Here is a 23623-nt window from a genome sequence, read left to right on the forward strand (position 1 = left end):
TTCATGCCGCTGAACCTTGGCGCTGGTCGGGCAGTCGCAATGACAGGAAAGGCGGGGGGCTGATCGCATGAAGCGCCATGTCATCGTTCTGATGGCCATTTTCAGCAGTGCCGTGTCGGCGCAGCCGGACACGCTGCGCATCAAGCAACTGCAGCGTTGCGGTGATCTGTTGGGCGAAGGCGCACAGCACTGGTGCTTGCGCGCCGAGGGCCTGGGTGCCGTTGTGCCGACGGTTCGGCTGGGTGGATCGCCGCTCGCCCAGGCCGGCGTCGAGCGGCAAGGCGACATGCTCAGGCTGACCCTGGCCAAGGACGAGCAACGCAGCGCGCCGCTGTGGCTGCAAGACGGAGAGCGGACCAGCAACGCCGTCTGGCTGACTCGACAGCGCAGCCACGTGGTCGCCGCAGGGCCTGGCGAAGTGGCGAAGAACATGGATGGCCTGACCACCTACCTCGACCTGGTCAGCCTGTTGATCGAGGAGAAGCACGATGGCGCCGCCGAAGCCCGGCGCATTGCCGACAAGTACGGTGCCCAGGTGGTCGGTGCCATCCCGCCGCTCAATGTCTACCAGTTGCGCTTGCCGGTGCGCGACCTGGTGCAGCGCGATGCGCTGGTCCTGCGCCTCGGCACTGAGGTCAGCGTGGATGCGGTGATTGTCGAAGAATCCGCCCCCGAACGCGGCGAGGAGGGTGATGGTGGCGGCCAGTCGGCCATCGACCAGGCAGACGAGTGGGCCGCCAACCGTTTCATGGATGCGTTGTACTTCTACCAGCGCCGCATCCCTGCTTCCGGGGTGCCGGTGCAGCCAGTACGGGTGGCGTGATCGAGCGCGAGGTGGACTTTGACGCGCCGCCATTCAGCGCCTACCGGGGTGCTTGCAACAAGGGTCAGACCTGCCTGTATGGCCCCGACGGCGATCGCCCGGGCAGCCATGGCAGCCATGTGGCCGGCATCCTGGCGGCCCGGGGGCAAGGCTTCCTGCCCGGGCTGGGCCGGCACAGTCCGGGCTTCGAGGTGATTGTCGGGCGCAACTCGGATGCCGGGATCACCGCCAATATCGCTGCCTCGGTGAACCTGGTCGAAGACGGCGTGCGGGTGTTGAACTGGAGCTGGGGCATCCACCGGGTCGGGACGAAGAGCGTGCAGGGGGATGAGGTCGAGTCACTGGTGCGCTCCGGGCTGGCGATGAGTGGCTATGAAGAGTTGCTCGAAGAATTCTTCCTCTGGTTGCGGGCCAGGCATCCCGATGTGCTGGTGGTGAACTCGGCCGGCAATGGTGCGTCCTGGTCGGGCACCGATGAATATCGGCTGCCTTCCTCGTTCGTCACCGAGCAGCTGCTGGTGGTGGGCGGGCATCAGCGCAGTGACCAGGCGGTGCCGGTCGAAGACCCTCGGCATGTCCGCAAGCGCCACAGCTCGAACATCGACATGCGCGTGGATATCAGTGCTGCCGCGTGCATTCGCCCACTCGCCGCCGATCGGCCGCACTGCGGCACGTCATACGCCACCCCGTTGGTCACGGCCACCGTGGCGACCATGCTGGCGATCAACCCGGCCCTGACCCCGCAGCAGGTGCGCATGCTGTTGCGGCGCAGCGCCCTGACCCTGGGCAGCGAACAGGACTTCGAGGCCATGGATGCCGAAGACCTGACCGCGCCGATACTGCCGTCGGAGCGCGGCGGGCGGCTGGACCACCCCGACCTGGGGCGCTCGGCGCGCCTGGACATGCAACGGGCACTGGACCTGGCCATACAAAGCCGGGACCGGGTGCGCTGAACGGTGGCTGCTGGCAGACAAATTCCGTAACATCGCGCCCCTCGTTTTTCCCGTCCGCCCCGGACTGCACCACAGGATCCCCATGAAACCCGCCCGACTCCGCGCCGACCTGCTCGCCGGCCTGACCACTTCGTTCGCCTTGGTGCCCGAATGCATCGCGTTCGCCCTGGTGGCTCATCTCAACCCGCTGATGGGCCTGTACGGGGCGTTCATCATCTGCACCCTGACGGCGCTGTTCGGCGGCCGGCCAGGGATGATTTCCGGCGCGGCCGGCTCGATGGCGGTGGTGATCGTCGCCCTGGTGGTGCAACACGGTGTGCAGTACCTGCTGGCGACGGTACTGCTGGGCGGTGCGGTGATGATCCTGTTTGGCCTGCTGCGCCTGGGCAAGCTGGTGCGCCTTGTGCCGTATCCGGTGATGCTCGGCTTCGTCAATGGCCTGGCGATCGTCATCGCCCTGGCCCAGCTGGAGCACTTCAAGCAAGGCGGGCAGTGGCTCAGTGGCACGCCGCTGTACCTGATGGTCGGGCTGGTGGCCCTGACCATGCTGGTGGTCTACGTGTTGCCGAAGGTGACCCGCACGGTGCCGCCGGCGCTGGTGGCGATCCTTGGCGTCGGCTTGCTGGTGTACCTGCTCGGCCTGCCTACCCGCACCCTGGGCGACATGGCGCAGATTGCCGGTGGCCTGCCGCAGCTGGCCCTGCCGGACGTGCCGTGGAACCTGGAAACCTTGAAGATCGTGGCGCCCTACGCGGTGCTGATGGCCATGGTCGGTCTGCTGGAAACCCTGCTTACTCTCAACCTGACCGATGAAATCACCGAAAGCCGAGGCTTTCCGGACCGTGAGTGCGTGGCCCTTGGTGCGGCCAACATGGTTTCCGGCCTGTGCGGCGGCATGGGCGGTTGCGCGATGATCGGCCAGACGGTGATCAACCTCAGCTCCAATGGCCGTGGCCGGCTGTCGGGGGTGGTGGCCGGGGGTATGGTGCTGCTGTTCGTGCTGTTCCTGGCCCCGCTGATCGAACGCATTCCGCTGGCAGCGCTGGTCGGGGTGATGTTCGTGGTGGCGCAGCAGACCTTTGCCTGGGCGTCCCTGCGGGTGCTGCACAAGGTGCCGCTGAACGATGTGCTGGCGATTATTGCGGTTACCGTGGTCACGGTGTTCACCGACCTGGCGGTGGCGGTGCTGTTCGGCATCATCATCGCAGCGTTGAACTTTGCCTGGCAGCATGCGCGGGAGCTGTATGCCGACAGCCACGAAGACGGCGAGGGGGGCAAGCATTACCGGCTGCATGGCACGCTGTTCTTTGCCTCGACCACCGCGTTCCTCGAACAGTTCGACAGCGCCAACGACCCGGCCCGAGTCACGCTGGACTGCCAGCATCTGAGCTTTGTCGACTATTCGGCAATTGCGGCTTTGCAGACCTTGCGCGAGCGCTATGCCAAGGCGGGCAAGCATCTGCGTGTGGTGCATTTGTCGGAGCGCTGCAAGAAGCTGTTGAAGCGGGCGGGGGAGCAGCAGTGAGAAGGGCTGTTGCCTGGGCTGGCCTCTTCGCGGGCGCGCCCGCTCCCACAGGGATTGCATAACCCTTGGACTGCGCCCCTGAGGTTGGATTTTTGTCCAACATCAGGGGTGCACCTCACCCTTGTGGGAGCGGGCATGCCCGCGAAGAGGCCGGTCCAAGAGAAGGACTTATTCCCCGCGGTTTTTCTTCACGATGGCATCGGCAATGCTTGCCGGCGCCTCGGCATAGCGGGTGAACTCCATCGAGAAGCTCGCCCGGCCCTGGGTCATCGAGCGCATCGAGGTGGCGTAGCCGAACATTTCGCCCAGCGGCACCTCGGCACGGATTACCTTGCCAGCCGGCGTTTCATCACCGTCCTGGATCATCCCGCGGCGCCGGCTGAGGTCACCGAGGATGTCACCCTGGTATTCCTCCGGCGTTACCACCTCGACTTTCATCACCGGCTCAAGCAACACCGCGCCGCCTTTCTGCGACAGTTGCTTGGTGGCCATCGAGGCAGCGATCTTGTAGGCCATTTCGTTGGAGTCGACGTCGTGATACGAGCCGTCGTACACCGCAGCCTTCAGATTGATCAGCGGGTAGCCAGCGAGCACGCCGTTCTTCATCTGCTCTTCGATACCCTTCTGGATCGCCGGAATGTACTCACGCGGTACCACGCCACCGACGATCTCGTTGATGAACTCCAGGCCTTCCTTGCCCTCGTCGCCGGGGGCGAAGCGGATCCAGCAATGGCCGTACTGGCCACGGCCGCCAGACTGGCGGACGAAGCGACCCTCGATCTCGCAGGTGTTGCGTATTTTTTCGCGGTAGGCCACCTGCGGCTTGCCGATATTGGCCTCGACATTGAACTCGCGGCGCATGCGGTCGACGATGATGTCCAGGTGCAGCTCACCCATGCCCGAGATGATGGTCTGGCCGGTCTCTTCGTCGGTGCGCACGCGGAATGACGGGTCTTCCTGGGCCAGCTTGCCCAGGGCGATGCCCATTTTCTCCTGGTCGGCCTTGGTCTTCGGTTCCACGGCCACGGAAATCACCGGGTCGGGGAAGTCCATGCGCTCAAGGATGATCGGCTTGTCCATGTCGCACAGGGTATCGCCGGTGGTCACGTCCTTCATGCCGATCAGCGCGGCGATATCGCCGGCGCACACGTCCTTGATTTCCGCCCGCTGGTTGGCGTGCATCTGCACCATGCGGCCGATGCGTTCCTTCTTGCCCTTGACCGAATTGAGCACCGCGTTGCCGGAGCTGAGCACGCCGGAATAGACCCGGGCGAAGGTCAGGGTGCCGACGAACGGGTCGGTGGCGATCTTGAACGCCAGGGCCGAGAACGGCTCGCTGTCGTCGGCGTGGCGCTCCAGGTGTTTCTCTTCGTTGTCCGGGTCGGTGCCCTTGATGGCGGGTATTTCCGACGGCGCCGGCAGGTAGTCGATGACGGCGTCGAGCATCAGTGGCACGCCCTTGTTCTTGAACGACGAGCCGAGGATGGTCGGTACGATTTCGTTGTTCAGGGTGCGCTTGCGCAGGCCGGCCTTGATCTCCTCGGTGCTCAGCTCCTCGCCTTCGAGAAACTTGCCGAGCAGTTCGTCATCGGCCTCGGCCGCCGCCTCGACCATGTGCGCCCGCCATTCATCGGCCAGCGCCTGCAGTTCGGCGGGGATGGCTTCTTCGCGATAACTGGTGCCCTGGTCGGCGTCGTTCCAGTAGATGGCTTTCATCTTTACCAGGTCGATCTGGCCCTGGAAGTTTTCCTCGCTGCCGATGGCCAGCTGGATCGGCACCGGGTGGTGGCCCAGGCGCTGGTCGATCTGCTTGACCACGCGCAGGAAGTCGGCGCCCTGGCGGTCCATCTTGTTGATGTAGGCCAGGCGCGGCACGTGGTACTTGTTGGCCTGGCGCCACACCGTCTCGGACTGTGGCTCGACGCCGTCGGCACCGCTGAATACCACCACTGCGCCATCCAGTACGCGCAGCGAGCGCTCCACCTCGATGGTGAAGTCGACGTGGCCGGGGGTGTCGATGATGTTGAAGCGGTACTTGTGGGCGAACTGCTTGGTCGAGCCCTGCCAGAACGCAGTGGTCGCCGCCGAGGTGATGGTGATGCCGCGTTCCTGTTCCTGGGCCATCCAGTCCATGGTCGCGGCGCCATCGTGCACCTCGCCCATCTTGTGGTTGACCCCGGTGTAGAACAGGATCCGCTCGGTGGTGGTGGTCTTGCCGGCATCCACGTGAGCGACGATGCCGATATTGCGGTACAGCTCGATAGGCGTTGTGCGGGCCATGGCGGACTACCTGCGAATGGGCGGATTCCACCACGTTAGCAGACCGGCAGAATCCTGCCGTGCCGCCCGGCTGTCAGTCAGCCTGGGCCAGCAGCAGCCATTGGCCATCTTCTTCGCGGGCCAGGCCGCTGGCCGGCAGCAGGGCCAGCAGGCGAGTGTGCAGGGCGGCTTCGGTGAAGGTCTTGAGGGTGGTCAGGTCCAGCTTGCCGACCAGGTTGAGGTCGGCCTTGGTGTACGACAGCCAGGCCTTTTTCAGGGCCTGGGCGACGTCGCTGGCGGCGGTGCTGGCGAAGCGGCGGTGCCACGGGCGGCCGTCGAAGGTGAAGGTGTGGGTGTGGCTGTAGCTGCTCTGCTCGCCACCTTCGGCGCAGCGATGGCAGCGGCACGGGCCTTCGCCGAAGGCATTGCGCAGGAAGCTGTTGAAGTCCACCACAGGCTTGAGGGACAGGCGTTTGTCGACTTCGAACAGGTCGGCGATCAGGGGTTCTTCGGCGCTCACTCGGGATCCTCGCGTGGTGTGTCTTGCATCGGCGGGCACCCTAACAGATCGGGCCTTTCAGATCACCTTTTGCAGGCCCGGCCTCTTCGCGGGTAAACCCGCTCCCACAGGTACTGCGCACGCCTTGGGCAAGGTGCGGTCCCTGTGGGAGCGGGTTTACCCGCGAAGAGGCCAGTAGAGACAATAGAGACCACCTGCCGTACTCTACGCGCCCATACGCCTACACACCCACTGAGGTAACCCCGCTTGAGCACCAAGTACCCGTACATCGCCACCATCACCATCAGCGCCGAAGACCGTGGCGGCGACACCGAGGCCTCGGAAAACCCCAACATGCGCGTTGGCCTGGAAGCGGTGACCGAAACCCTGAAGAAGGTGCATTTCGTCGGTACGCTCGCAGCCCCGGAAAAGTCCGCCACGCACATCTGCGTGACCCTGGAAAACGGCCTGACCTACTACGGCCCGATCGTCAACGGCCACGCCGAACTCGAAGGCGGCTGGATTGCCTTCGAGTCCGACATGCTCACGCCGCAGGAACTCGGCCTGTAACCGTCAGCCCAGCTCCGCCAGGCACTGCTCGAGAATGTCCAGGCCGTCCTCGAGCACCGCGGCTTCGATGGTCAGCGGCGCCAGCAGGCGGATGATGTGCCGGGCCTTGCCGCTGGGCATCAGCAGCAGGCCCCTGGCCCGTGCTGCCTCCAGCACCTTGGCCAGTTGCGCTGGCGCCGGGCTGCCGTCGGCATTCACCAGCTCGATGCCGCGCATCGCGCCGACACCGGTCAGGCGCCCGATGAACTGGCTCAGGCCCGTGGCCTTCCAGCGCTCGAAACGACGCACGATCGCCTGCTCCTGGCGCTCACCCCAGGTGGCGATGTTCTCGTCGCTCATCTGCGCCAGGCTGGCCAGGGCCGCCGCGCAGGCGATCGGGTTGCCCGAATAGGTGCCACCCAGGCCGCCCTTGGGCAGTGCCGCGAGCAATTCCTTGCGCCCGACCACCGCGCCCAGCGGCATGCCACCGGCAATGCTCTTGGCCAGCAACAGCAGGTCTGGCTCGATGCCCAGGCGGGGGAAGGCGAAGCGCTGGCCGGTGCGGCCGAAGCCCGACTGGATCTCGTCGATGATGATCAGGATGCCGTGTTCGTCGCAGAAGCGGCGCAGGGCCTGGGCGAAAGCCGGGTCAAGGGCGAGGAAGCCACCTTCGCCCTGGACCGGCTCGAGGATGAACGCAGCCACGTCCTCCACCGCCAGTTCGACGCTGAACAGGCGCTCCATGGCCTTGAGTGCCTGTTCGCAGGTAACCCCGGTGTCGGCGCTGGGGTAGGGCAGGTGATAGACCGGCCCGGGCAGTTCACCGACCCGTTGCTTGTACGGGGCAACCTTGCCGTTGAGGTTCAGGGTGGCCAGGGTGCGGCCGTGGAAGGCGCCATCGAAGGCGATGACGGCGCGCTTGCCGGTGGCACCGCGGGCCACTTTCAGGGCGTTCTCCGCCGCTTCCGCGCCGCTGTTGGTGAGCATGCCGGCCAGTGCATAGCTGACCGGCACGAACTCGCTCAGTTGCTCCATCAACGCCAGGTACGGGCCGTGTGGGGCGGCGTTGAAGGCAGAGTGGATCAGGCGGCTGGCCTGGGCCTGGATCGCCTCGACCACCGCCGGGTTGCAATGGCCCAGGTTGAGTACACCGATACCGCCGACGAAGTCGATGTAGCGGTTGCCGTCGGTGTCCCAGACTTCGGCATTACGGCCATGGGAAAGTGTGATCGGATGAACGATGGCAATGGACTGGCTGATACTTTCCTGGTTCATGGGCACGCGGGACCTTGTTCGAGTTTCTTACTATCCAAGCGTGTCGGCAGGTTATTCCGCAAACGAATTATTTGATTGGGGTCATTCCATGGATTCTTGATCTGGCCGTTGAGTTGTGTTGGCTGTGCCAGCCTCTTCGCGGGCTTGCCCGCTCCCACAGGATCACCACAGGTTCGGATACTGTGCAGTACCTGTGGGAGCGGGCGAGCCCGCGAAGAGGCCGGTACAGGTTAACTCAATCCCCCTCAGCCACCCGCTCGCGAATCCACTGCACAAAGGCCCGGATCTTGGGCACTTCGGCCGCATGCTCGGCATGCGCGATGAAGTGCCGGCCATTGCTCGCCACCGGGTGGTCCCAGGCCACCACCAGCTTGCCCTCGCTCAGCTCTTCGGCCACCAGGTAGCGCGGGATCAAGGCGATGCCGCAGCCGGCGATGGCCGCGCGAATGCACAGGTAGAACGTGTCGAAACGCGGCCCGTGGTAGCTGTTCTGGCTGTGCAAGCCCAGCCCCAGGAACCATTCGTGCCAGGCCTCCGGGCGCGACACGCATTGCAGCAGGCGGTGTTCGGTCAGTGCCTGGGCACTGTCGAACCGGTGGCTGGCCAGCAGCTGCGGGCTGCACACCGGTACCACTTCTTCGCTGAACAGCTCGATGCAGGTTGCCCCGGGCCAGGTGCCCTGGCCGAAGAAGAAGGCGATGTCGGCCTTGGCCTGGACCAGGTCGAATGGCTCCAGCTCGTTGCGGATGTCCAGGTGAATGCGCGGGTGGCGGTCACCAAACCCCTTCAGCCGCGGCACCAGCCAGCGCGCACCGAAGGTGGGCTGGGTGGCGATGCGCAGCACTTCGGTCTCGTCGCCGTAGCTGAGGATGTAACGGCTGGAAATGTCGATCTGGGTGAGGATCTTGTTCACTTCGGTGAGGTACAGCGCACCGGCCGGGGTCAGGTGCAGGCGGCGGCGAATGCGCTGGAACAGCGAGTGCGCCAGCATGTCCTCGAGCTGGGCCACCTGCTTGCTCACCGCGCTCTGGGTCAGGTGCAGTTCCTGCGCTGCGCGGGTGAAGCTGAGGTGGCGCGCGGCCGCTTCGAAGCACTGGAGGGCGGTGGTCGAAGGCATCAGGCGTTTGGACATGAGGGGCAAATACCGAGCAAAAAAGGAAGGAGTTCATTCCATAACGGAATCATGTGTTTCGAAAAGGTCGTTTGTTGACCCCGCCCTATAGATTAATACTGACCTCGATCAACGATGACAACCGGTTGTGCGAAGAGGAGGTCAGTGGCTTTTTCCAGCGTCTGCAAAACAACAATAACCAACATCAGAAATTGACAAGAATTCTGCTTCAATCTTCCGCCGCTTTGCCGCGGCCGAGCCATTCGAGGGTTGTTCATGGCTTCGCTACACAACAACAAACAGCGCTCCTTGCAGCACGGCCTGACTTCCCGTCAGGTTTCCATGATTTCCATCGCCGGCATCATTGGTGCCGGCCTGTTCATCGGCTCTTCCAACGCCATCGCCACCGCTGGCCCGGCCATCCTCATTTCCTACGCCATGACCGGCCTGCTGGTGCTGCTGGTCATGCGCATGCTGGGCGAAATGGCCATCGCCAACCCCAACAGCGGTTCGTTCTCCACCTATGCCTCCGAGGCCATCGGCCCTTGGGCAGGCTTTACCATCGGTTGGCTGTACTGGTGGTTCTGGGTGCTGATCATCCCGGTCGAGGCGATTGCCGGCGCCGATATCCTGCATGCCTACTTCCCCGCTGTGCCGTCCTGGCTGTTCGCCTTCCTGATCATGCTGGTGCTGTCGGCTACCAACCTGATCAGCGTGAAGAACTTCGGTGCCTTCGAGTACTGGTTCGCCCTGGTCAAGGTGGTGGCGATCATCGCCTTCATCGTGGTCTGCAGCCTGGCGGTGTTCGGCGCCTGGCCGCTGGCCGAGGTGTCCGGGGTCAGCCGGCTGTGGGACCACGGCGGCTTCATGCCCAACGGCTTCGGCACGGTGCTGGGCGGCGTGTTGATCACCATCTTCTCGTTCTTCGGCGCCGAGATCGTGACCATTGCCGCCGACGAAACCGCCAACCCGAAAGACAAGATCCGCCGCGCCACCAACCTGGTGGTGTATCGCATCGCCATCTTCTACCTGGCGTCGATCTTCCTGGTGGTGTCGCTGGTGGCCTGGAACGACCCGGGGCTGAAAGCGGTGGGGTCGTTCCAGCGCGTGCTGGAAGTGCTGAATGTGCCCGGTGCCAAGCTGCTGGTCGACCTGGTGGTGCTGGTGGCGGTGACCAGTTGCATGAACTCGGGCCTGTACACCGCGTCGCGCATGCTCTATTCGCTGGGTGCCCGTGACCAGGCGCTGAGCGTGACCAAGCGCATCTCGGGCGCCGGCGTACCGACCGTGGCGGTGCTGTTGTCGACCCTGGCCGGTTTTGCCGGTTGCCTGGTCAACTATGTGTTCCCCGGCAAGGTGTTCGGCTTCCTGCTGTCCACCACCGGTGCCATCGCCTTGCTGGTGTACCTGGTGATTGCCGTGTCGCAACTGCGCATGCGTGCCCGTGCCGAGCGCGAAGGGCGCCAGCTGGAGCTGAAGATGTGGCTGTTCCCGTGGCTGACCTGGCTGGTGATCGGCACCATCGTCATGGTCCTGGGCTACATGCTGTTCAGCGATGCCTACCGCTACGAGACCCTGATGACCGCAGGTGTGACGCTGTTCATCCTGCTGGTGTCGCTGACTCAGAAAGGCGGCAAGGCAGTCACCCAGCCAGCCTGATGTTTCTGCTTAAATGGGGGCGTTATCCGCCCCCATTCCAACAAGCACAGGAAGCGTATGAACGACCAGCCCCTTTCCCTCCAGGCCCTGGCTGCACCCGACGGCACCTGCTACGGCTGCGGTTGCTCCCATCCCAGCGGCCTGCACCTGCAAAGCCACTGGGACGCCGACGGCGTCCATCTGTTATGCCGGCATGCCCCAGACAGCACCTTCATCGGCTGGCCAGGCCTGGTCTACGGTGGTTTGCTGGCAATGCTGGTGGACTGCCACTCCAACTGGACCGCGATGGCCTACCACTACCGCGCCGAGGGCCGCGAAGCCGGCAGCCTGCCGCGTATCGATTGTGTCACTGGCACGCTCAACCTGAGCTACCTGAAGCCTACGCCGATGGGCGTCGAGTTGCTGCTCAAGGCCCGCGTGGAAGGTGAGGTCGGGCGCAAGACGCGGGTGCTCTGCGAAGTCTGGGCCGGCGACGTACTGACGGTCAGTGCCGACTCGGTGTTCGTGCGTGTGGACACGGAAAAGCTCAAGCTCAAGGCGCATGGCCAAGGCTGAGGGCGGCGCGATGCCGCCTGCCTGTTGAAAAATCGCACGTCTTTCAGCGATAGGTCCGATTTGGGCTTCGCGCTTTTCGCACTACTCTGGCCGCGTCTTCACCACAACAAGCCCAGGATGACCCGCACGTATTTCACGCTGCCCCCTTGCCCGGCCCGCTGACGCGGGCGGGCTTCTCACCGCCATCCTGGTTCATGCCCAACCTTCTGCATCGACACTCCGGCAACGGCGGCAACGCCGTGCCCGAAAGCTGTGCAGACGCATTCAAGGAGACCCTGCATGCGTGCCAGATCCACAGTCAAAAGCGTGCTCGTCGGTTCGCTGATGTTGCTTGGCGGCTGCGCCAGCGCCCTCATGCCCAGCGAGCAGATCGAACTGACGCGAAGCGCGGTCAATCGCGCAGTGTCTGCCGATGCCACGCACTATGCCCCGGTCGAGATGCGCGCCGCCCAGGACAAGCTCAGCGCCATGGAGCGCGCCCTCGGCCAGCACGACCTCGAACTGGTCCGCCGGCTGGCCGAGCAGGCCGAGGCCGATGCCCGCCTGGCCGAACGCAAGGCCATGGCCAGCAAACGCCAGGAGCAACTGGACACTGCCCGCAAAGGCATCGAGGTGCTCAGGCAGGAAATGCTCGAAGCGCCGCAGAACGTCATCCACTGAAGGACACCAACATGTCGAAACGCCCACTGTTTACCATGGTTTCGCTACTCGGCCTGCTGCTGGCCGGCTGCGCTGCCTCACCGGAAAATGCCCGCCTGTTGGAGGCCCGTGAGGCTTATTCGGTATTGCAGAGCAAGCCTGAATCCAGCCGTATTGCCGCACTGGAAACCCAGGAAGCCTACATCGCCCTGGGCAAGGCCGAAGGGGCTTCGCTGAACAATCGGAAGTCGCCCGACGTCGAGCAGTTGGCTTACCTGGCCCAGCGCAAGATCGAGAGCGCCGAGCAGACCATCCTGTTGCGCCAGGCAGAGGCCGGCCTGCAAGGTATCGAGGCACAGCGCACCCAGGCACGCCTGGATGTGCGCACTGCCCAGTTGAAGGCGCTACAGGCGCTCAAGGCCAAACAGACCGAACGCGGTACCGTGGTGACCTTCGGCGATGTGTTGTTCGATACCGGCCGCGCGGAACTGCGTGGCAGCAGCCAGCGTAACATCCGGCAACTGGCCGAGTACCTGCTGGCCAACCCGGAGCGCAAAGTGCTGGTGGAAGGGTTCACCGACGCCACCGGTAGCGATGCCTTCAACCAGCAGTTGTCCGAGCGCCGCGCCATATCCGTGGCCAATGCCTTGCGTCGCCAGGGTGTGGCGGCCGCGCGGATTGCCAGTGCGGGCTATGGCAAGGAGTACCCGGTGGCGAGCAATGCCGATGCGCAATCGCGCCAGCTTAACCGCCGCGTCGAAGTCATCATCTCGCAGGGCTCCGAGGCTGTAGCACCGCGTTACTGATTGCCACTGGGCGCGGCAGGGAGCTGCGCCTTCGCCGCCTTCGGTCACTTGCCTGGCGATGGCCAAACCGCGATGTTGTCCCTAAAGTGGCAGCTTTCATTCCTGCAGGGGCCGAGCATGACCGATCTGAGCGCATTCCCTATCACCCGTAAATGGCCGGCGCGGCACCCCGAGCGCTTGCAGCTGTATTCGCTGCCTACGCCCAATGGCGTGAAGGTGTCGATCATGCTGGAGGAAATTGGCCTGCCTTACGAGCCGCATAAAATCAGCTTTGACAACGATGACCAGCTGAGCCCCGAGTTCATCTCGCTCAGTGCCAACAACAAGATCCCCGCCATCCTCGACCCCGACGGGCCGGGCGGCCAGCCGCTGGCGCTGTTCGAGTCGGGCGCGATCCTGCAGTACCTGGCGGAAAAGAGCGGGCAGTTGCTGAGCCGCGACCCGGCCCAGCGCTATCAGACGATGCAGTGGCTGATGTTCCAGATGGGCGGCATCGGGCCGATGTTCGGCCAGGTCGGCTTTTTCCACTTCTTTGCTGGCAAGGAATACGAAGACAAGCGCCCGCGTGACCGCTATGTCAACGAATCCCGGCGCCTGCTCGGCGTGCTCGACCGGCATCTGCAGGGGCGGGACTGGATGGTCGATGACTACAGCATCGCCGACATCGCCATCCTCCCTTGGGTGCGCAACCTGGTAGAACGGTACAACGCCCGCGAACTGGTCGGTTTCGATCAGTTCAAGGAAGTGCAGCGGGTGCTGGCGGTGTTCCTTGAACGACCAGCGGTGCAGCGTGGCCTGAAGATCCCTGGCTGACCACACCGACCTTGCAGGTATATACCGGCCGGTCCTGCTACGGCATGTCCGGCCGGTCAGAAAATGTGACTCAGAAGCCAGTACAGGCTCCCGGCCAACAGCATCGCCGCTGGCAAGGTCAGCACCCAGGCCATCAGCAAATTGACCAGCGTGCGCTTCTGGATGCCTGACCCGTTGGCCACCATGGTCCCGGCCACCCCTGAACTGAGCACATGGGTGGTCGACACGGGTAGCCCGAACAGGTCCGCTGCGCCAATGGTGCACATCGCCACCACTTCCGCAGAAGCACCCTGGGCATAGCTGAGATGGCTCTTGCCGATCTTTTCGCCCACCGTCACCACGATGCGCCGCCAGCCAACCATGGTCCCCAGCCCCAGCGCGATTGCCACGGCCACTTTCACCCACAGCGGGATGTAGCGGGTGGCGTCGTCCAGTTGGGTCTTGAACAGCTGCAGATGGCTGCGGGTGTCGGTATCGAAGGTCACCAGCTGGTTTTTCTCGATCAGCCGAATGGCTTCGCTGGCCAGGTACATGTCATTGCGCACATTGGCCATGGCCTCGGCTGGTACACGCTTGAGCGAGCCGTAGCCTTTGACCTCTGTGCCGATCGTCCCGGTCAGCGCAGCCAGTGCCGGTACCAGGTGCGGGCTGGCCTTGGGTTCGGCAACGAAGCGGGCAAGCACCTGGCGCGGGTCGGCCGGGGCCGTCAGCGGGTCACTGCGTACCAGCGCCTGGCGGGTTGCCTCGGCAACGGCGGAAAACTGCAGCGCCTGCTCATTGGGCATGGTCTTGTTCAGCGCGTAAGCCATCGGCAGGGTGCCGACCAGGATCAGCATGATCAGGCCCATGCCTTTCTGGCCGTCGTTGGAGCCGTGGGCAAAGGACACCCCGGTGCAGGTCAGGATCAACACGCCGCGGATCCACCACGGCGGTGGCGTTTGCCCTTGCGGCGCCTGGTACAGCGCCTTGCGTTTGACCAGCGCACGCAATGCCACCAGCAACAGAGCGGCGCAGGCAAAACCGATCAGGGGCGAAAACAACAGGGCATAACCGACCTTGCTGGCCTGGGCCCAGTCCACCCCGCTGGTACCGTCACGCCCGTGCATCAGCGCATTGGCCACGCCGACGCCGATGATCGAACCGATCAATGTGTGCGAAGACGAGGCCGGCAGGCCGAGCCACCAAGTGCCGAGGTTCCAGATGATAGCCGCCAGCAGCAGGGCGAAGACCATGGCGAAACCGGCTGAAGAGCCGACCTGCAAGATCAGCTCCACCGGTAGCAGGGCGATGATGCCGAACGCCACCGCACCGCTGGAAAGCAGCACGCCAAGGAAGTTGCACAGCCCGGACCAGACCACGGCAACAGGTGCTGGCAAGGAGTGGGTGTAGATCACCGTTGCCACCGCGTTGGCGGTGTCATGGAAGCCATTGACGAATTCGAAGCCGAGGGCAATCAGCAACGCCAGGCCCAGCAGCAGGAACGGCGTGACCGTGGTGATGACCGTGCCGCTGGCACTGACGTCCTGTTTCAGGCTCCAGGTACTGTAGGCGAGCCCGGCCAGCAGCAGGCCGAAGAACAACACCAGGGTGGCGCGGCCAGGCTTGTGCGCCAACTGTGGGCGGGCGTCGTGGTGGGCCAGTTGCGGCTGGCTGGCCAGTAACGGGGTAGCCATGGGGGCTCCGGTTGGCGTTGGCGAAGGTGCCGAAGTCCTAGAGCATAGAAACAATTCGCCGCCTGACCGTGACCTTGATCAATGAATTATCTAGGCTCAGGACGGACGGTAAAAGGCAGGTGAAACCGATGATTCGCTGCAAGCGTGTCTACGATGCGGTTGAGGAGGCTGACGGCCAGCGCGTGTTGGTCGACCGCCTGTGGCCGCGCAACAAACGCAAGCAAGACCTGCAGGGGCAATGGTTGCGCGAGGTGGCGCCTTCGGCCGCGTTGCGCAAGGCGTTTCACCAGGGCGAGTTGGATTTTGCCGGCTTTACCCGGCGCTACCAGCAGGAATTGGCAGCCCACCCCGAACATTGGTATCCATTGCTGGACCTGGCCACGAAGGGCGCGTTGACCTTGCTGTATGCCGGCAAGGACACCGAGTGCAACAATGCCCGGGTGCTGGCTGAATGGCTTGAAGACGAGCTGGACAAACAAGGGCCCGGTAGCTCGCCGGTGTGCTACGCCCGTTGATTGATTTTTCATGGTCCCGGCCCCATTGCCCGGGCTGGCAAACCCAAGAGTTCGAAAGTTGATGCCTCTGACCCTGACACCCGCCAACGCCAGCCATTGCGCCTTCGCCCGCGACCTGACGCGGCGGGCCATGTTGCCGTACTACCGTGAACACGACCTGCTGTGGATAGAGGAAGCCTTCGACGAGGCCTGGGGCTGGCGCGAGCAGTGGCTGGTGACCGACGGCGATACCCGGCTGGGCTACTGCAGCCTCAGCCAGGACCGCCAGGCCCTGTTCATTCGCGAACTGCACTTGCTTCCCGAGCATCGTGGGCAGGGCGTCGGCAGCTGGGTGCTGGAAGAGTTGGCGCTATGGGCCAGGCAGCGCCGTCTGCCACTGCTGCGCCTGATGGTGTTTCGCAGCAATCCGGCCCGCCAGCTGTACCGCCGCCATGGTTTTGTCGAAATGGGCGAGGACGAGTGTTTCGTGCGCATGCAGCGCACGATCGACTGATAGCGTGATGATGGCTTGTCGTGGCCTGAGCGCATCGGCATAGTGGCTTCTGGTAACAGGAGAGCCACCATGAATGGAATCGGACCACGGTTGCGGGAAGAGCGGGAACGACTGGGCATGACCCAGCGTGTGTTTGGCGATATCGGTGGGGTCGAACCCAATGCCCAGGGCAAATACGAGAGTGGCGGGCGCACACCGCGGCTCGATTACCTGGCGGCATTGGCGGCCCATGGCGTGGATGCATTGTATGTGCTCAACGGCACGCGCACCCCGGCACCGCTAGCGGGGCTGAGTGCGGATGAGGCCGGTTTGCTGGCGGCTTTCCGGCAGTTGTCAAGCGACGATCAGGCGGTACTTTGGCACCTGATGACACGTTTGACCGACAACGCCAGGCTACCTCAGGCAGCGCGGCCAGCCAGCGCTCAACGTCAGACGTTTCTGACAGAAGGAATGCGTTAGGCCCATCATGCAAAATTTTGTTAAGGTGACGGGATCCAATCGCCCTGCTGACGAGGTGTGTGCTTGATTAGGGTCCTAGTGGTTGACGATCACGATCTGGTACGAACCGGTATTACCCGCATGCTGGCCGACATCGACGGCTTGCAGGTGGTGGGTGAGGGGGACTCGGGCGAGTCGGCGCTCAAGCTGGCTCGTGAGCTGAAGCCGGATGTGGTGCTGATGGACGTCAAGATGCCCGGCATCGGCGGCCTGGAGGCCACCCGCAAGTTGCTGCGCAGCCATCCGGACATCAAGGTGGTTGCCGTGACTGTCTGCGAGGAAGACCCGTTCCCCACGCGCCTGTTGCAGGCCGGCGCCGCCGGCTACCTGACCAAGGGTGCCGGCCTTGACGAAATGGTCCAGGCCATCCGCCTGGCCTTCGCCGGCCAGCGCTACATCAGCCCGCAGATCGCCCAGCAGCTGGCGTTGAAACCTTTCCAGCCACAGGGCTCGCCGTTCGATGCCCTGTCGGAACGGGAAATCCAGATTGCTCTGATGATCGTTGGCTGCCAGAAAGTGCAGATCATCTCCGACAAGTTGTGCCTGTCGCCCAAGACCGTCAATACTTACCGGTATCGGATCTTTGAAAAACTCTCGGTCACCAGCGACGTCGAACTGACCTTGCTGGCCGTTCGCCACGGTATGGTCGACGCAAGCCTGTAAAATCTCATGTCCCAAGTTTTCGATGCCAGCGCTTTCCTGGCGACCTGCAGCGGTCGCCCGGGCGTCTACCGCATGTTCGATGGCGAAGCCCGCCTGCTTTACGTAGGCAAGGCCAAGAACCTCAAGAAGCGCCTGGCCAGCTACTTCCGCAAGACCGGCCTGGCGCCCAAGACTGCCGCGCTGGTGGCGCGCATCGCCCAGGTCGAAACCACCATCACCGCCAACGAAACCGAGGCGCTGCTGCTGGAGCAGAACCTGATCAAGGAATGGCGGCCGCCGTACAACATCCTGTTGCGCGACGACAAGTCCTACCCCTACGTGTTTCTTTCCGACGGTGAGTTTCCGCGCCTGGGCATTCACCGTGGGGCAAAGAAGGCCAAGGGCCGTTACTTTGGCCCGTACCCCAGCGCCGGCGCCATACGCGAGAGCCTCAGCCTGCTGCAAAAGGCCTTTTCCGTGCGCCAGTGCGAAGACAGCTACTACGCCAACCGCACCCGGCCGTGCCTGCAGTATCAGATCAAGCGCTGCAAAGGGCCGTGCACTGGGCTGGTGGGCGCCGAGGAATACGCCGAAGACGTCCGCCACTCGGTGATGTTCCTCGAAGGCCGCAGCCAGCAGTTGGGCAACGAGCTGAATGCCGAGATGGAAAAGGCCGCCATGGCCCTCGACTTCGAGAAGGCCGCCGAGCTGCGTGACCAGATCGCCCTGTTGCGCCGGGTCCAGGACCAGCAATACATCGAAGGCGGTAGCGGCGACGTTGACGTCATTGCCGCCTTCGTCAACCCTGGCGGCGCCTGCGTGCACCTGATCAGCGTGCGCGGCGGGCGGGTGCTGGGCAGCAAGAACTTCTTCCCGCAGGTGGGCATCGAGGAAGAAGTGGCCGAAGTGATGGCCGCGTTCCTCGCCCAGTACTACCTGGGTAACGCCGAGCGCGAACTGCCCGGCGAGCTGATCGTCAACGTGGTACATGAAGATTTCGAGGCCATCAGCGAAGCCTTGCAGACCCTGCGTGGCCGCGAGCTGGCCATCAGCCACCGCGTGCGTGGCACTCGCGCCCGCTGGCAGCAGCTGGCGGTGACCAATGCCGAGCAGGCCCTCAATGCACGCCTGGCCAACCGCCAGCACATGGCCGCGCGTTTCGAAGCACTGGCCGAAGTGCTGGGCCTGGACGAAGTGCCGCAGCGCCTGGAGTGCTATGACATCAGCCATTCCAGCGGCGAGGCCACGGTGGCCAGCTGTGTGGTGTTCGGCCCGGAAGGCCCGCTGAAGTCCGACTACCGCCGTTTCAATATCGAAGGGGTCACCGCCGGAGACGACTACGCCGCCATGCACCAGGCGCTGACCCGCCGCTACGGGCGCATCCGCGACGGTGAGGGCAAGCTGCCCGACGTGCTGCTGGTGGACGGTGGCAAAGGCCAGCTGAACATGGCTCGCGACGTGATGCAGGAGCTGGGCTTCACCGACCTGACCCTGCTCGGCGTGGCCAAAGGCGTGACGCGCAAGGCCGGCTTCGAAACCCTGTACCTGAACGACGTGCACCACGAATTCACCCTCAAGGGCGATTCGCCGGCTTTGCACCTGATCCAGCAGATCCGCGACGAAGCGCACCGTTTTGCCATTACCGGCCACCGCGCCCGCCGTGGCAAGGCGCGGCGGGTGTCGAGCCTGGAAGATGTGGCCGGGGTAGGGCCCAAGCGCCGCCGCGACCTGCTGAAACATTTCGGCGGTCTGCAGGAACTCAACCGCGCCAGTGTCGACGAAATTGCCAAAGCCCCCGGCATCAGTAAAAAGCTTGCCGAGTCGATTTATGCCAGCCTGCATAGCGAGTAGAATGCCGGGCTCAACCTGCGGCCAGTCGTATCGATGAATATTCCAAACCTGCTCACCGTCCTGCGCGTCCTGCTCATCCCGATTTTCATCCTGCTGTTCTACATGCCGTACCACTGGAGCTACATGGCTGCCAGCAGCGTGTTCGCCGTCGCCGCCGCTACCGACTGGCTGGATGGCTACCTGGCGCGTCGCCTGCAGCAGAGCACGCCGTTCGGCGCCTTCCTCGACCCGGTGGCCGACAAGCTGATGGTGGCAGTGGCGCTGGTATTGCTGGTGCAGACCCACGCCAACTTCTGGCTGACCCTGCCGGCGGCAGTCATCATCGGCCGCGAGATCGTGGTCTCGGCACTGCGCGAATGGATGGCCGAACTGGGGGCGCGGGCGCAGGTGGCGGTGTCCAACCTGGGCAAGTGGAAGACTGCCGCGCAAATGCTGGCGCTGGTGATCCTGCTGGCCAACCCACCGGCAGTGACCTTCTGGGTCATCCTTGGCTATGCACTGCTGCTGGTGGCAGCGGGGCTGACGCTGTGGTCGATGGTTCACTACCTGCTGGCGGCCTGGCCGCACCTGCGCGAAGGCTCGGAGCAGAAATAAAAGTTTTTTGAATCAAGGGGTTGACGCCGTTTTGGAAATCGCTAGAATGGCACCCATCACGACGCGGGAATAGCTCAGTTGGTAGAGCACGACCTTGCCAAGGTCGGGGTCGCGAGTTCGAGTCTCGTTTCCCGCTCCAAATTATGTACTACAGAGGCCCTCAGGATTCTGTAGCTGCTCGAAATATGGGCCTAAGCAGGTTGCGTGAAGACGCCCTGCAAAGGCAATTCAACAAACGCCCCGACTTGTTCGGGGCGTTTGCTTTTGTGCTGAAAAAAGGTTCTGTAGCCTCAGCTGCACTACCTTTGTGGGGCAGACGCCGGTATCACCGCCGACATCACCCAGCCACACTCATCAAGCGTATTCACTTGCCTCTCCGGCCTGCCGCTGTTGCTGCACCCCGGTACCTCATCCCTGCGTGTATCAACGCAATTCTCTCGTGCCTGAAGCATGACGCTGCGGTATTCGGCGTGTCTGGACACGCGGAAGAGAATTGTATTCCATCTTAATTGACATCAATTATCATTTACCAATAAGATCCCGCGCACCCAATTCCAGTCGGTTCATACAAGGGAATTCGAATGCCGATGGACAATGTCGATGAGTTGCTTGCCCTGTTGCAAAGCGATGCCCAGGCACAGCCAGACCCGCTTCGCAGGCGCGCCCATGAGGGGCCGCAACCGCTCTCTTTCGCCCAGCAGCGCCTGTGGTTCCTGCAACGCCTGGCACCGCTTTCCACCGCTTACAACCTCACTCGCGCCTTTCTGTTCAACGGCGAGCTGAATGTGCCGGCCCTGCGCCAGGCATTCTCCGCACTGGTCGAACGGCACGGGGTGCTGCGTACGCGCTTCATCGAAATTGACGGCGAGCCGCGCCAGGAGATGCTGGCCGAGGCCGCATTCGTCCTGCACCAGCGGGCGTTCCCGGACGTGGCCGAGGCCGCACGACACGATCATCTGCAGGGTTTGTTGAGCATCGAGGACGGCACCGCCTTCGACCTGTCCCAGGCCCCCTTGCTCAAGGTCGAGCTCATCCGCTACGACGCAACCTGCCACGGGCTGTTACTGAAGATGCACCATATCGTCAGCGATGCCTGGTCCAACCCGATCCTGGTGGCCGACCTGGCCAGTGCCTATGCCCAGGCGCTGCGTGGCGATACGCCGCAGCTGCCAGCGCTGCCAGTGCAGTACATCGACTACGCACTGTGGCAGCGTGAACGCCTGGACGGCGCGCAATACCAGGCCGACCTCGACTACTGGAAGCAGTACCTGGGCACCCAAGTGCCGGTGCTGGAGCTGCCCACCGATTATCCTCGTCCGGCGCAGCCAGGGCTGCGCGGGCAACGCCTGCGTTGGCAACTGCCCGCCGCGCAGGCCGAGCAGGTCCAGGCCTTCTGCCGTGCCAATGGCAGCAGCGCCCTGGTGATTCTGCTGGCCGCCTGGCAGCTGCTGCTGGCGCGCTACAGCGGCCAGTCCAGCTTCGCCGTGGGCGTGCCCCACGGTGGGCGCAATCACGAAGCACTCGATGGCTTGCTGGGCTTTTTCGTCAATACCCTGGTCTACCGCGTCGATCTCGATCCGCACCTGAGCGGCCGCGCGCTGTGCGAGCGGTTGCGCCATGAGTCGCTCGATGCCTTGCAACACGCCGAACCACCGTTCGAACTGTTGCTCGAACACCTCGACGTGCAGCGCGATGTCAGCCGTACCCCGGTGTTCCAGGCCATGTTCAACCTCAGCAGCGGGGCAGCGGTCAATTTCAGCCTGCCCGGCTTGCACATCGTGCGCGTCCTGCCCGCCCAGGACAGCGCCAAGTTCGACCTCACGCTGGATGTCGCGGTGCGCCCTGACGGGATCTTCTGCGAACTGGAATACAGCCTGGAGCTGTTCGCCCCGGCCACCATCGAGCGCTTCGCCAGCAGTTACGGCCTGCTGCTCGATGGCTTGATGGGCCAGCCCGACACGCCCGTGTGGCAACTGCCGCTGCTGGCACCGGCGCAGCGCCAGCACCAGTTGCAGCGCTGGAACGCCAGCGAACTGGCCTTGCAGCCAGGGCAGGACATGCTCGCGCTGTTCGAGCGCCAGGTGCTGGCCGCGCCGCAGCGCTGCGCCCTGATCTGTGGCGGGGAGGCCCTGAGCTACGCTGAGCTCGACGCCCGTGCCAACCGCCTGGCCCATTGGCTGCGGGCCAATGGCGTGGCTTGCGACGAGCGGGTAGGCATCTGCCTGGAGCGCGAAGCCGAGCTGCTGGTAGCGCTGCTGGCCGTGCACAAGGCGGGTGGCGCCTACCTGGCGATCGACCCCGGGCAACCGGCTGCGCGCAACAGCGATATCCTCGGCCAGGCCCGGCCACGGCTGGTGCTGACCCGCGCCAACCTGCAGCAGGTGCTCGGCAATGCCGGCCGGGTGGTGCTGCTGGAAACCCTGGACGACGCCCTGAGCCAACTGCCGCAGAGCCCCCTCGGCCTGCCGGTGCACCCGCGCCAGCTGGCCTACACCTTGTATACCTCGGGCTCCACCGGGCGCCCCAAGGGCGTCGACATCGAGCGCGAGGCGTTCGTCAATTTCCTCCATGGCATCCAGGCCCGTGTGCAGCTGAGCGCCGCCGACCGGCTGCTGGCGGTGACCACCCTGGGCTTCGATATCGCCGGCCTGGAGCTGTTCCTGCCACTGGTCCACGGCGCCACCGTGGTGCTGGCAAGCCGCGCCGACAGTCAGGACCCGGCGGCATTGCTGGGGTTGATGGCGCGCCATGGCATCAGCGTGATGCAGGCCACGCCCGCCACCTGGCAGATGCTGGTCGAACACGACTCGCCGGCCTGGGCCGGCCTGCGCCTGCTGTGCGGTGGCGAGGCGCTCAAGGCCGAGCTGGCCGAGCGCCTGCTGGCGCGCAAGGTGCAGCTGCTGAACGTCTACGGCCCGACCGAAACCACGGTGTGGTCAGCGGCGCACGCGGTCGAGCAGGTGACCAGCGCGGTATTGCCAATTGGCCGACCGCTGGCCAACAACCGCCTGTATGTGCTCGATGACTACCTCGAACCGCTGCCGGTGGGCGTGGCGGGCGACCTGTACATCGGTGGCGCTGGCGTGGCCCGTGGTTATGCCGATCGCCCGGAACTGACCGCTGCCGCCTTCGTGCCCAACCCGTTTGCCCAGGCCTCGGCGCCAGGGGCGCAGGCCGGCAGCCGGCTGTACCGCACCGGTGACCGTGCACGCTACCGCGCCGATGGCAGCCTGGAGTTCCTCGGGCGCAGCGACTTCCAGGTCAAGCTGCGCGGTTTCCGTATCGAACTGGGCGAGATCGAAAGCGCACTGGCAGCCTTGCCTGGGGTCACCCAGGCCGTGGTCGCGCTGCGTCAGGCGGCGGCCGGCCAGGACTTGCTGGTGGCCTACCTGTGCCTGGGTGCCGGCACCTTCGACAGCCTCGCGGCACAGCAGCGCCTGCGCCTGCAACTGCCGGCCTACATGGTACCGAGCGCGTTCGTGGTGCTGCAGCGTCTGCCGCTGAACGCCAATGGCAAGGTCGACCGCAAGGCGCTGCCCGAGCCGCAGTGGGACGCCGCCGCTGCCTGCGACGAGGCGCCCCTGGCCGGCCCGTGGCAAGAAGGGCTGGCGCAGATCTGGCGCGAGGTGCTGGGCGTCTGGCCGATCGCCCCGCGTGCCGAGCTGTTCCGCCTGGGCGCGCAGTCGCTGCAACTGGTGCGGATCCAGGCGCGGATCCGCCAGCAGTTCGCCTGCGAAATCGCCCTGGCGCAGTTGTTCGCCAACCCGGTGCTGGCCGACATGGCAGGGTTGATCGAGCAGGCCTGCAGCACGCCGGTCGTCGATGAGCTGGCCGAGATCGAAAAACTGTTGCTCGCCTTCGAGTAAGCCATTTGCGCCGCTTAACAGGCCA

Annotated in this window: 19 protein-coding genes, 1 tRNA gene and 1 pseudogene; 16 read left to right on the top strand and 5 right to left on the bottom strand. The window is 64.3% G+C overall.

Annotation, left to right across the window (positions count from 1 at the left end; all coding sequences use genetic code 11):
- Positions 1-67 precede the first annotated feature (67 nt).
- Both JKP78_RS22705 and JKP78_RS22710 read left to right on the top strand, forming a co-directional pair.
- Positions 68-1776: pseudogene (locus JKP78_RS22705) on the top strand (S8/S53 family peptidase).
- An 82-nt stretch (positions 1777-1858) separates the two neighbouring features.
- The gene (locus JKP78_RS22710) at positions 1859-3301 is read left to right on the top strand and encodes a SulP family inorganic anion transporter (protein WP_200627696.1); all 1443 of its coding nucleotides are present in this window, start codon (positions 1859-1861) and stop codon (positions 3299-3301) included.
- Between the two features lie 168 nt (positions 3302-3469).
- On the opposite strand, the gene fusA is transcribed toward JKP78_RS22710, so the two are convergent.
- Positions 3470-5581 (bottom strand): elongation factor G, encoded by a 2112-nt coding sequence (gene fusA / locus JKP78_RS22715; protein ID WP_186686828.1) that lies wholly within the window; start codon positions 5579-5581, stop codon positions 3470-3472.
- A 73-nt stretch (positions 5582-5654) separates the two neighbouring features.
- On the bottom strand, positions 5655-6080 hold the full coding sequence (locus JKP78_RS22720; protein WP_186686831.1) for a hypothetical protein: 426 nt from the start codon (positions 6078-6080) through the stop codon (positions 5655-5657).
- A gap of 246 nt (positions 6081-6326) precedes the next feature.
- On the opposite strand from JKP78_RS22720, the gene JKP78_RS22725 reads away from it, so the two are divergent.
- The gene (locus JKP78_RS22725; RefSeq protein ID WP_186686833.1) at positions 6327-6629 is read left to right on the top strand and encodes a hypothetical protein; all 303 of its coding nucleotides are present in this window, start codon (positions 6327-6329) and stop codon (positions 6627-6629) included.
- A gap of 3 nt (positions 6630-6632) precedes the next feature.
- Here the strand turns inward: JKP78_RS22725 and JKP78_RS22730 are convergent, their stop codons facing one another.
- Complete coding sequence (locus JKP78_RS22730; RefSeq protein ID WP_200627698.1) at positions 6633-7883, bottom strand: 2-aminoadipate transaminase; 1251 nt, start codon at positions 7881-7883, stop codon at positions 6633-6635.
- A gap of 235 nt (positions 7884-8118) precedes the next feature.
- Positions 8119-9015, bottom strand: a complete 897-nt coding sequence (gene gcvA / locus JKP78_RS22735; protein WP_186686835.1) for a transcriptional regulator GcvA — start codon at positions 9013-9015, stop codon at positions 8119-8121.
- Positions 9016-9270: 255 nt separating this feature from the next.
- Between gcvA and JKP78_RS22740 the strand changes: the two genes are divergently transcribed.
- The 5 genes from JKP78_RS22740 (at position 9271) to JKP78_RS22760 (ending at position 13466) form a co-directional block, all read left to right on the top strand.
- Positions 9271-10653, top strand: a complete 1383-nt coding sequence (locus JKP78_RS22740; protein WP_170030708.1) for an amino acid permease — start codon at positions 9271-9273, stop codon at positions 10651-10653.
- 57 nt (positions 10654-10710) lie between these two features.
- A complete protein-coding gene (locus tag JKP78_RS22745; RefSeq protein WP_186686839.1) occupies positions 10711-11208 on the top strand; it encodes a PaaI family thioesterase in 498 nt (165 codons plus the stop codon).
- Positions 11209-11487: 279 nt separating this feature from the next.
- Positions 11488-11868, top strand: coding sequence for a DUF4398 domain-containing protein (locus tag JKP78_RS22750; RefSeq protein ID WP_186686841.1), 381 nt, complete (start codon positions 11488-11490; stop codon positions 11866-11868).
- A gap of 11 nt (positions 11869-11879) precedes the next feature.
- The gene (locus tag JKP78_RS22755; RefSeq protein WP_186686843.1) at positions 11880-12653 is read left to right on the top strand and encodes an OmpA family protein; all 774 of its coding nucleotides are present in this window, start codon (positions 11880-11882) and stop codon (positions 12651-12653) included.
- Positions 12654-12770: 117 nt separating this feature from the next.
- A complete protein-coding gene (locus JKP78_RS22760) occupies positions 12771-13466 on the top strand; it encodes a glutathione S-transferase N-terminal domain-containing protein (RefSeq protein ID WP_186686845.1) in 696 nt (231 codons plus the stop codon).
- Positions 13467-13522: 56 nt separating this feature from the next.
- Here the strand turns inward: JKP78_RS22760 and JKP78_RS22765 are convergent, their stop codons facing one another.
- Complete coding sequence (locus JKP78_RS22765) at positions 13523-15139, bottom strand: inorganic phosphate transporter (RefSeq protein ID WP_200627700.1); 1617 nt, start codon at positions 15137-15139, stop codon at positions 13523-13525.
- Positions 15140-15267: 128 nt separating this feature from the next.
- Between JKP78_RS22765 and JKP78_RS22770 the strand changes: the two genes are divergently transcribed.
- The 8 genes from JKP78_RS22770 (at position 15268) to JKP78_RS22805 (ending at position 23598) form a co-directional block, all read left to right on the top strand.
- Positions 15268-15654 (top strand): DUF488 domain-containing protein, encoded by a 387-nt coding sequence (locus tag JKP78_RS22770; RefSeq protein ID WP_186686855.1) that lies wholly within the window; start codon positions 15268-15270, stop codon positions 15652-15654.
- Between the two features lie 61 nt (positions 15655-15715).
- Complete coding sequence (locus tag JKP78_RS22775; RefSeq protein WP_200627702.1) at positions 15716-16147, top strand: GNAT family N-acetyltransferase; 432 nt, start codon at positions 15716-15718, stop codon at positions 16145-16147.
- 69 nt (positions 16148-16216) lie between these two features.
- Positions 16217-16606: a helix-turn-helix domain-containing protein gene (locus tag JKP78_RS22780; RefSeq protein WP_200627704.1), complete on the top strand. Its 390-nt coding sequence runs from the start codon at positions 16217-16219 to the stop codon at positions 16604-16606.
- A gap of 63 nt (positions 16607-16669) precedes the next feature.
- A complete protein-coding gene (gene gacA / locus JKP78_RS22785) occupies positions 16670-17308 on the top strand; it encodes a response regulator transcription factor GacA (protein ID WP_003251380.1) in 639 nt (212 codons plus the stop codon).
- A 6-nt stretch (positions 17309-17314) separates the two neighbouring features.
- Positions 17315-19138 carry an excinuclease ABC subunit UvrC gene (uvrC, locus tag JKP78_RS22790; protein WP_200627705.1) on the top strand — a complete coding sequence of 608 codons (1824 nt, stop codon included), beginning with the start codon at positions 17315-17317 and terminating at the stop codon, positions 19136-19138.
- A 33-nt stretch (positions 19139-19171) separates the two neighbouring features.
- Positions 19172-19732, top strand: coding sequence for a CDP-diacylglycerol--glycerol-3-phosphate 3-phosphatidyltransferase (pgsA, locus tag JKP78_RS22795; RefSeq protein WP_170030694.1), 561 nt, complete (start codon positions 19172-19174; stop codon positions 19730-19732).
- A gap of 63 nt (positions 19733-19795) precedes the next feature.
- Positions 19796-19871, top strand: a tRNA-Gly gene (locus JKP78_RS22800).
- Positions 19872-20313: 442 nt separating this feature from the next.
- Positions 20314-23598, top strand: a complete 3285-nt coding sequence (locus JKP78_RS22805; protein WP_225931889.1) for a non-ribosomal peptide synthetase — start codon at positions 20314-20316, stop codon at positions 23596-23598.
- Positions 23599-23623 lie beyond the last annotated feature (25 nt).

The organism is Pseudomonas sp. LAM2023 (assembly GCF_016620375.1).
GTDB lineage: Bacteria > Pseudomonadota > Gammaproteobacteria > Pseudomonadales > Pseudomonadaceae > Aquipseudomonas > Aquipseudomonas anuradhapurensis.

Coding starts and splice junctions, on each gene's coding strand:
- JKP78_RS22710 (WP_200627696.1), top strand. CDS start 1,859: ATGAAACCCGCCCGACTCCGCGCCGACCTGCTCGCCGGCCTGACCACT.
- fusA (WP_186686828.1), bottom strand. CDS start 5,581: ATGGCCCGCACAACGCCTATCGAGCTGTACCGCAATATCGGCATCGTC.
- JKP78_RS22730 (WP_200627698.1), bottom strand. CDS start 7,883: ATGAACCAGGAAAGTATCAGCCAGTCCATTGCCATCGTTCATCCGATC.
- gcvA (WP_186686835.1), bottom strand. CDS start 9,015: ATGTCCAAACGCCTGATGCCTTCGACCACCGCCCTCCAGTGCTTCGAA.
- JKP78_RS22740 (WP_170030708.1), top strand. CDS start 9,271: ATGGCTTCGCTACACAACAACAAACAGCGCTCCTTGCAGCACGGCCTG.
- JKP78_RS22745 (WP_186686839.1), top strand. CDS start 10,711: ATGAACGACCAGCCCCTTTCCCTCCAGGCCCTGGCTGCACCCGACGGC.
- JKP78_RS22750 (WP_186686841.1), top strand. CDS start 11,488: ATGCGTGCCAGATCCACAGTCAAAAGCGTGCTCGTCGGTTCGCTGATG.
- JKP78_RS22755 (WP_186686843.1), top strand. CDS start 11,880: ATGTCGAAACGCCCACTGTTTACCATGGTTTCGCTACTCGGCCTGCTG.
- JKP78_RS22760 (WP_186686845.1), top strand. CDS start 12,771: ATGACCGATCTGAGCGCATTCCCTATCACCCGTAAATGGCCGGCGCGG.
- JKP78_RS22765 (WP_200627700.1), bottom strand. CDS start 15,139: ATGGCTACCCCGTTACTGGCCAGCCAGCCGCAACTGGCCCACCACGAC.
- JKP78_RS22770 (WP_186686855.1), top strand. CDS start 15,268: ATGATTCGCTGCAAGCGTGTCTACGATGCGGTTGAGGAGGCTGACGGC.
- JKP78_RS22775 (WP_200627702.1), top strand. CDS start 15,716: ATGCCTCTGACCCTGACACCCGCCAACGCCAGCCATTGCGCCTTCGCC.
- JKP78_RS22780 (WP_200627704.1), top strand. CDS start 16,217: ATGAATGGAATCGGACCACGGTTGCGGGAAGAGCGGGAACGACTGGGC.
- uvrC (WP_200627705.1), top strand. CDS start 17,315: ATGTCCCAAGTTTTCGATGCCAGCGCTTTCCTGGCGACCTGCAGCGGT.
- pgsA (WP_170030694.1), top strand. CDS start 19,172: ATGAATATTCCAAACCTGCTCACCGTCCTGCGCGTCCTGCTCATCCCG.
- JKP78_RS22805 (WP_225931889.1), top strand. CDS start 20,314: ATGCCGATGGACAATGTCGATGAGTTGCTTGCCCTGTTGCAAAGCGAT.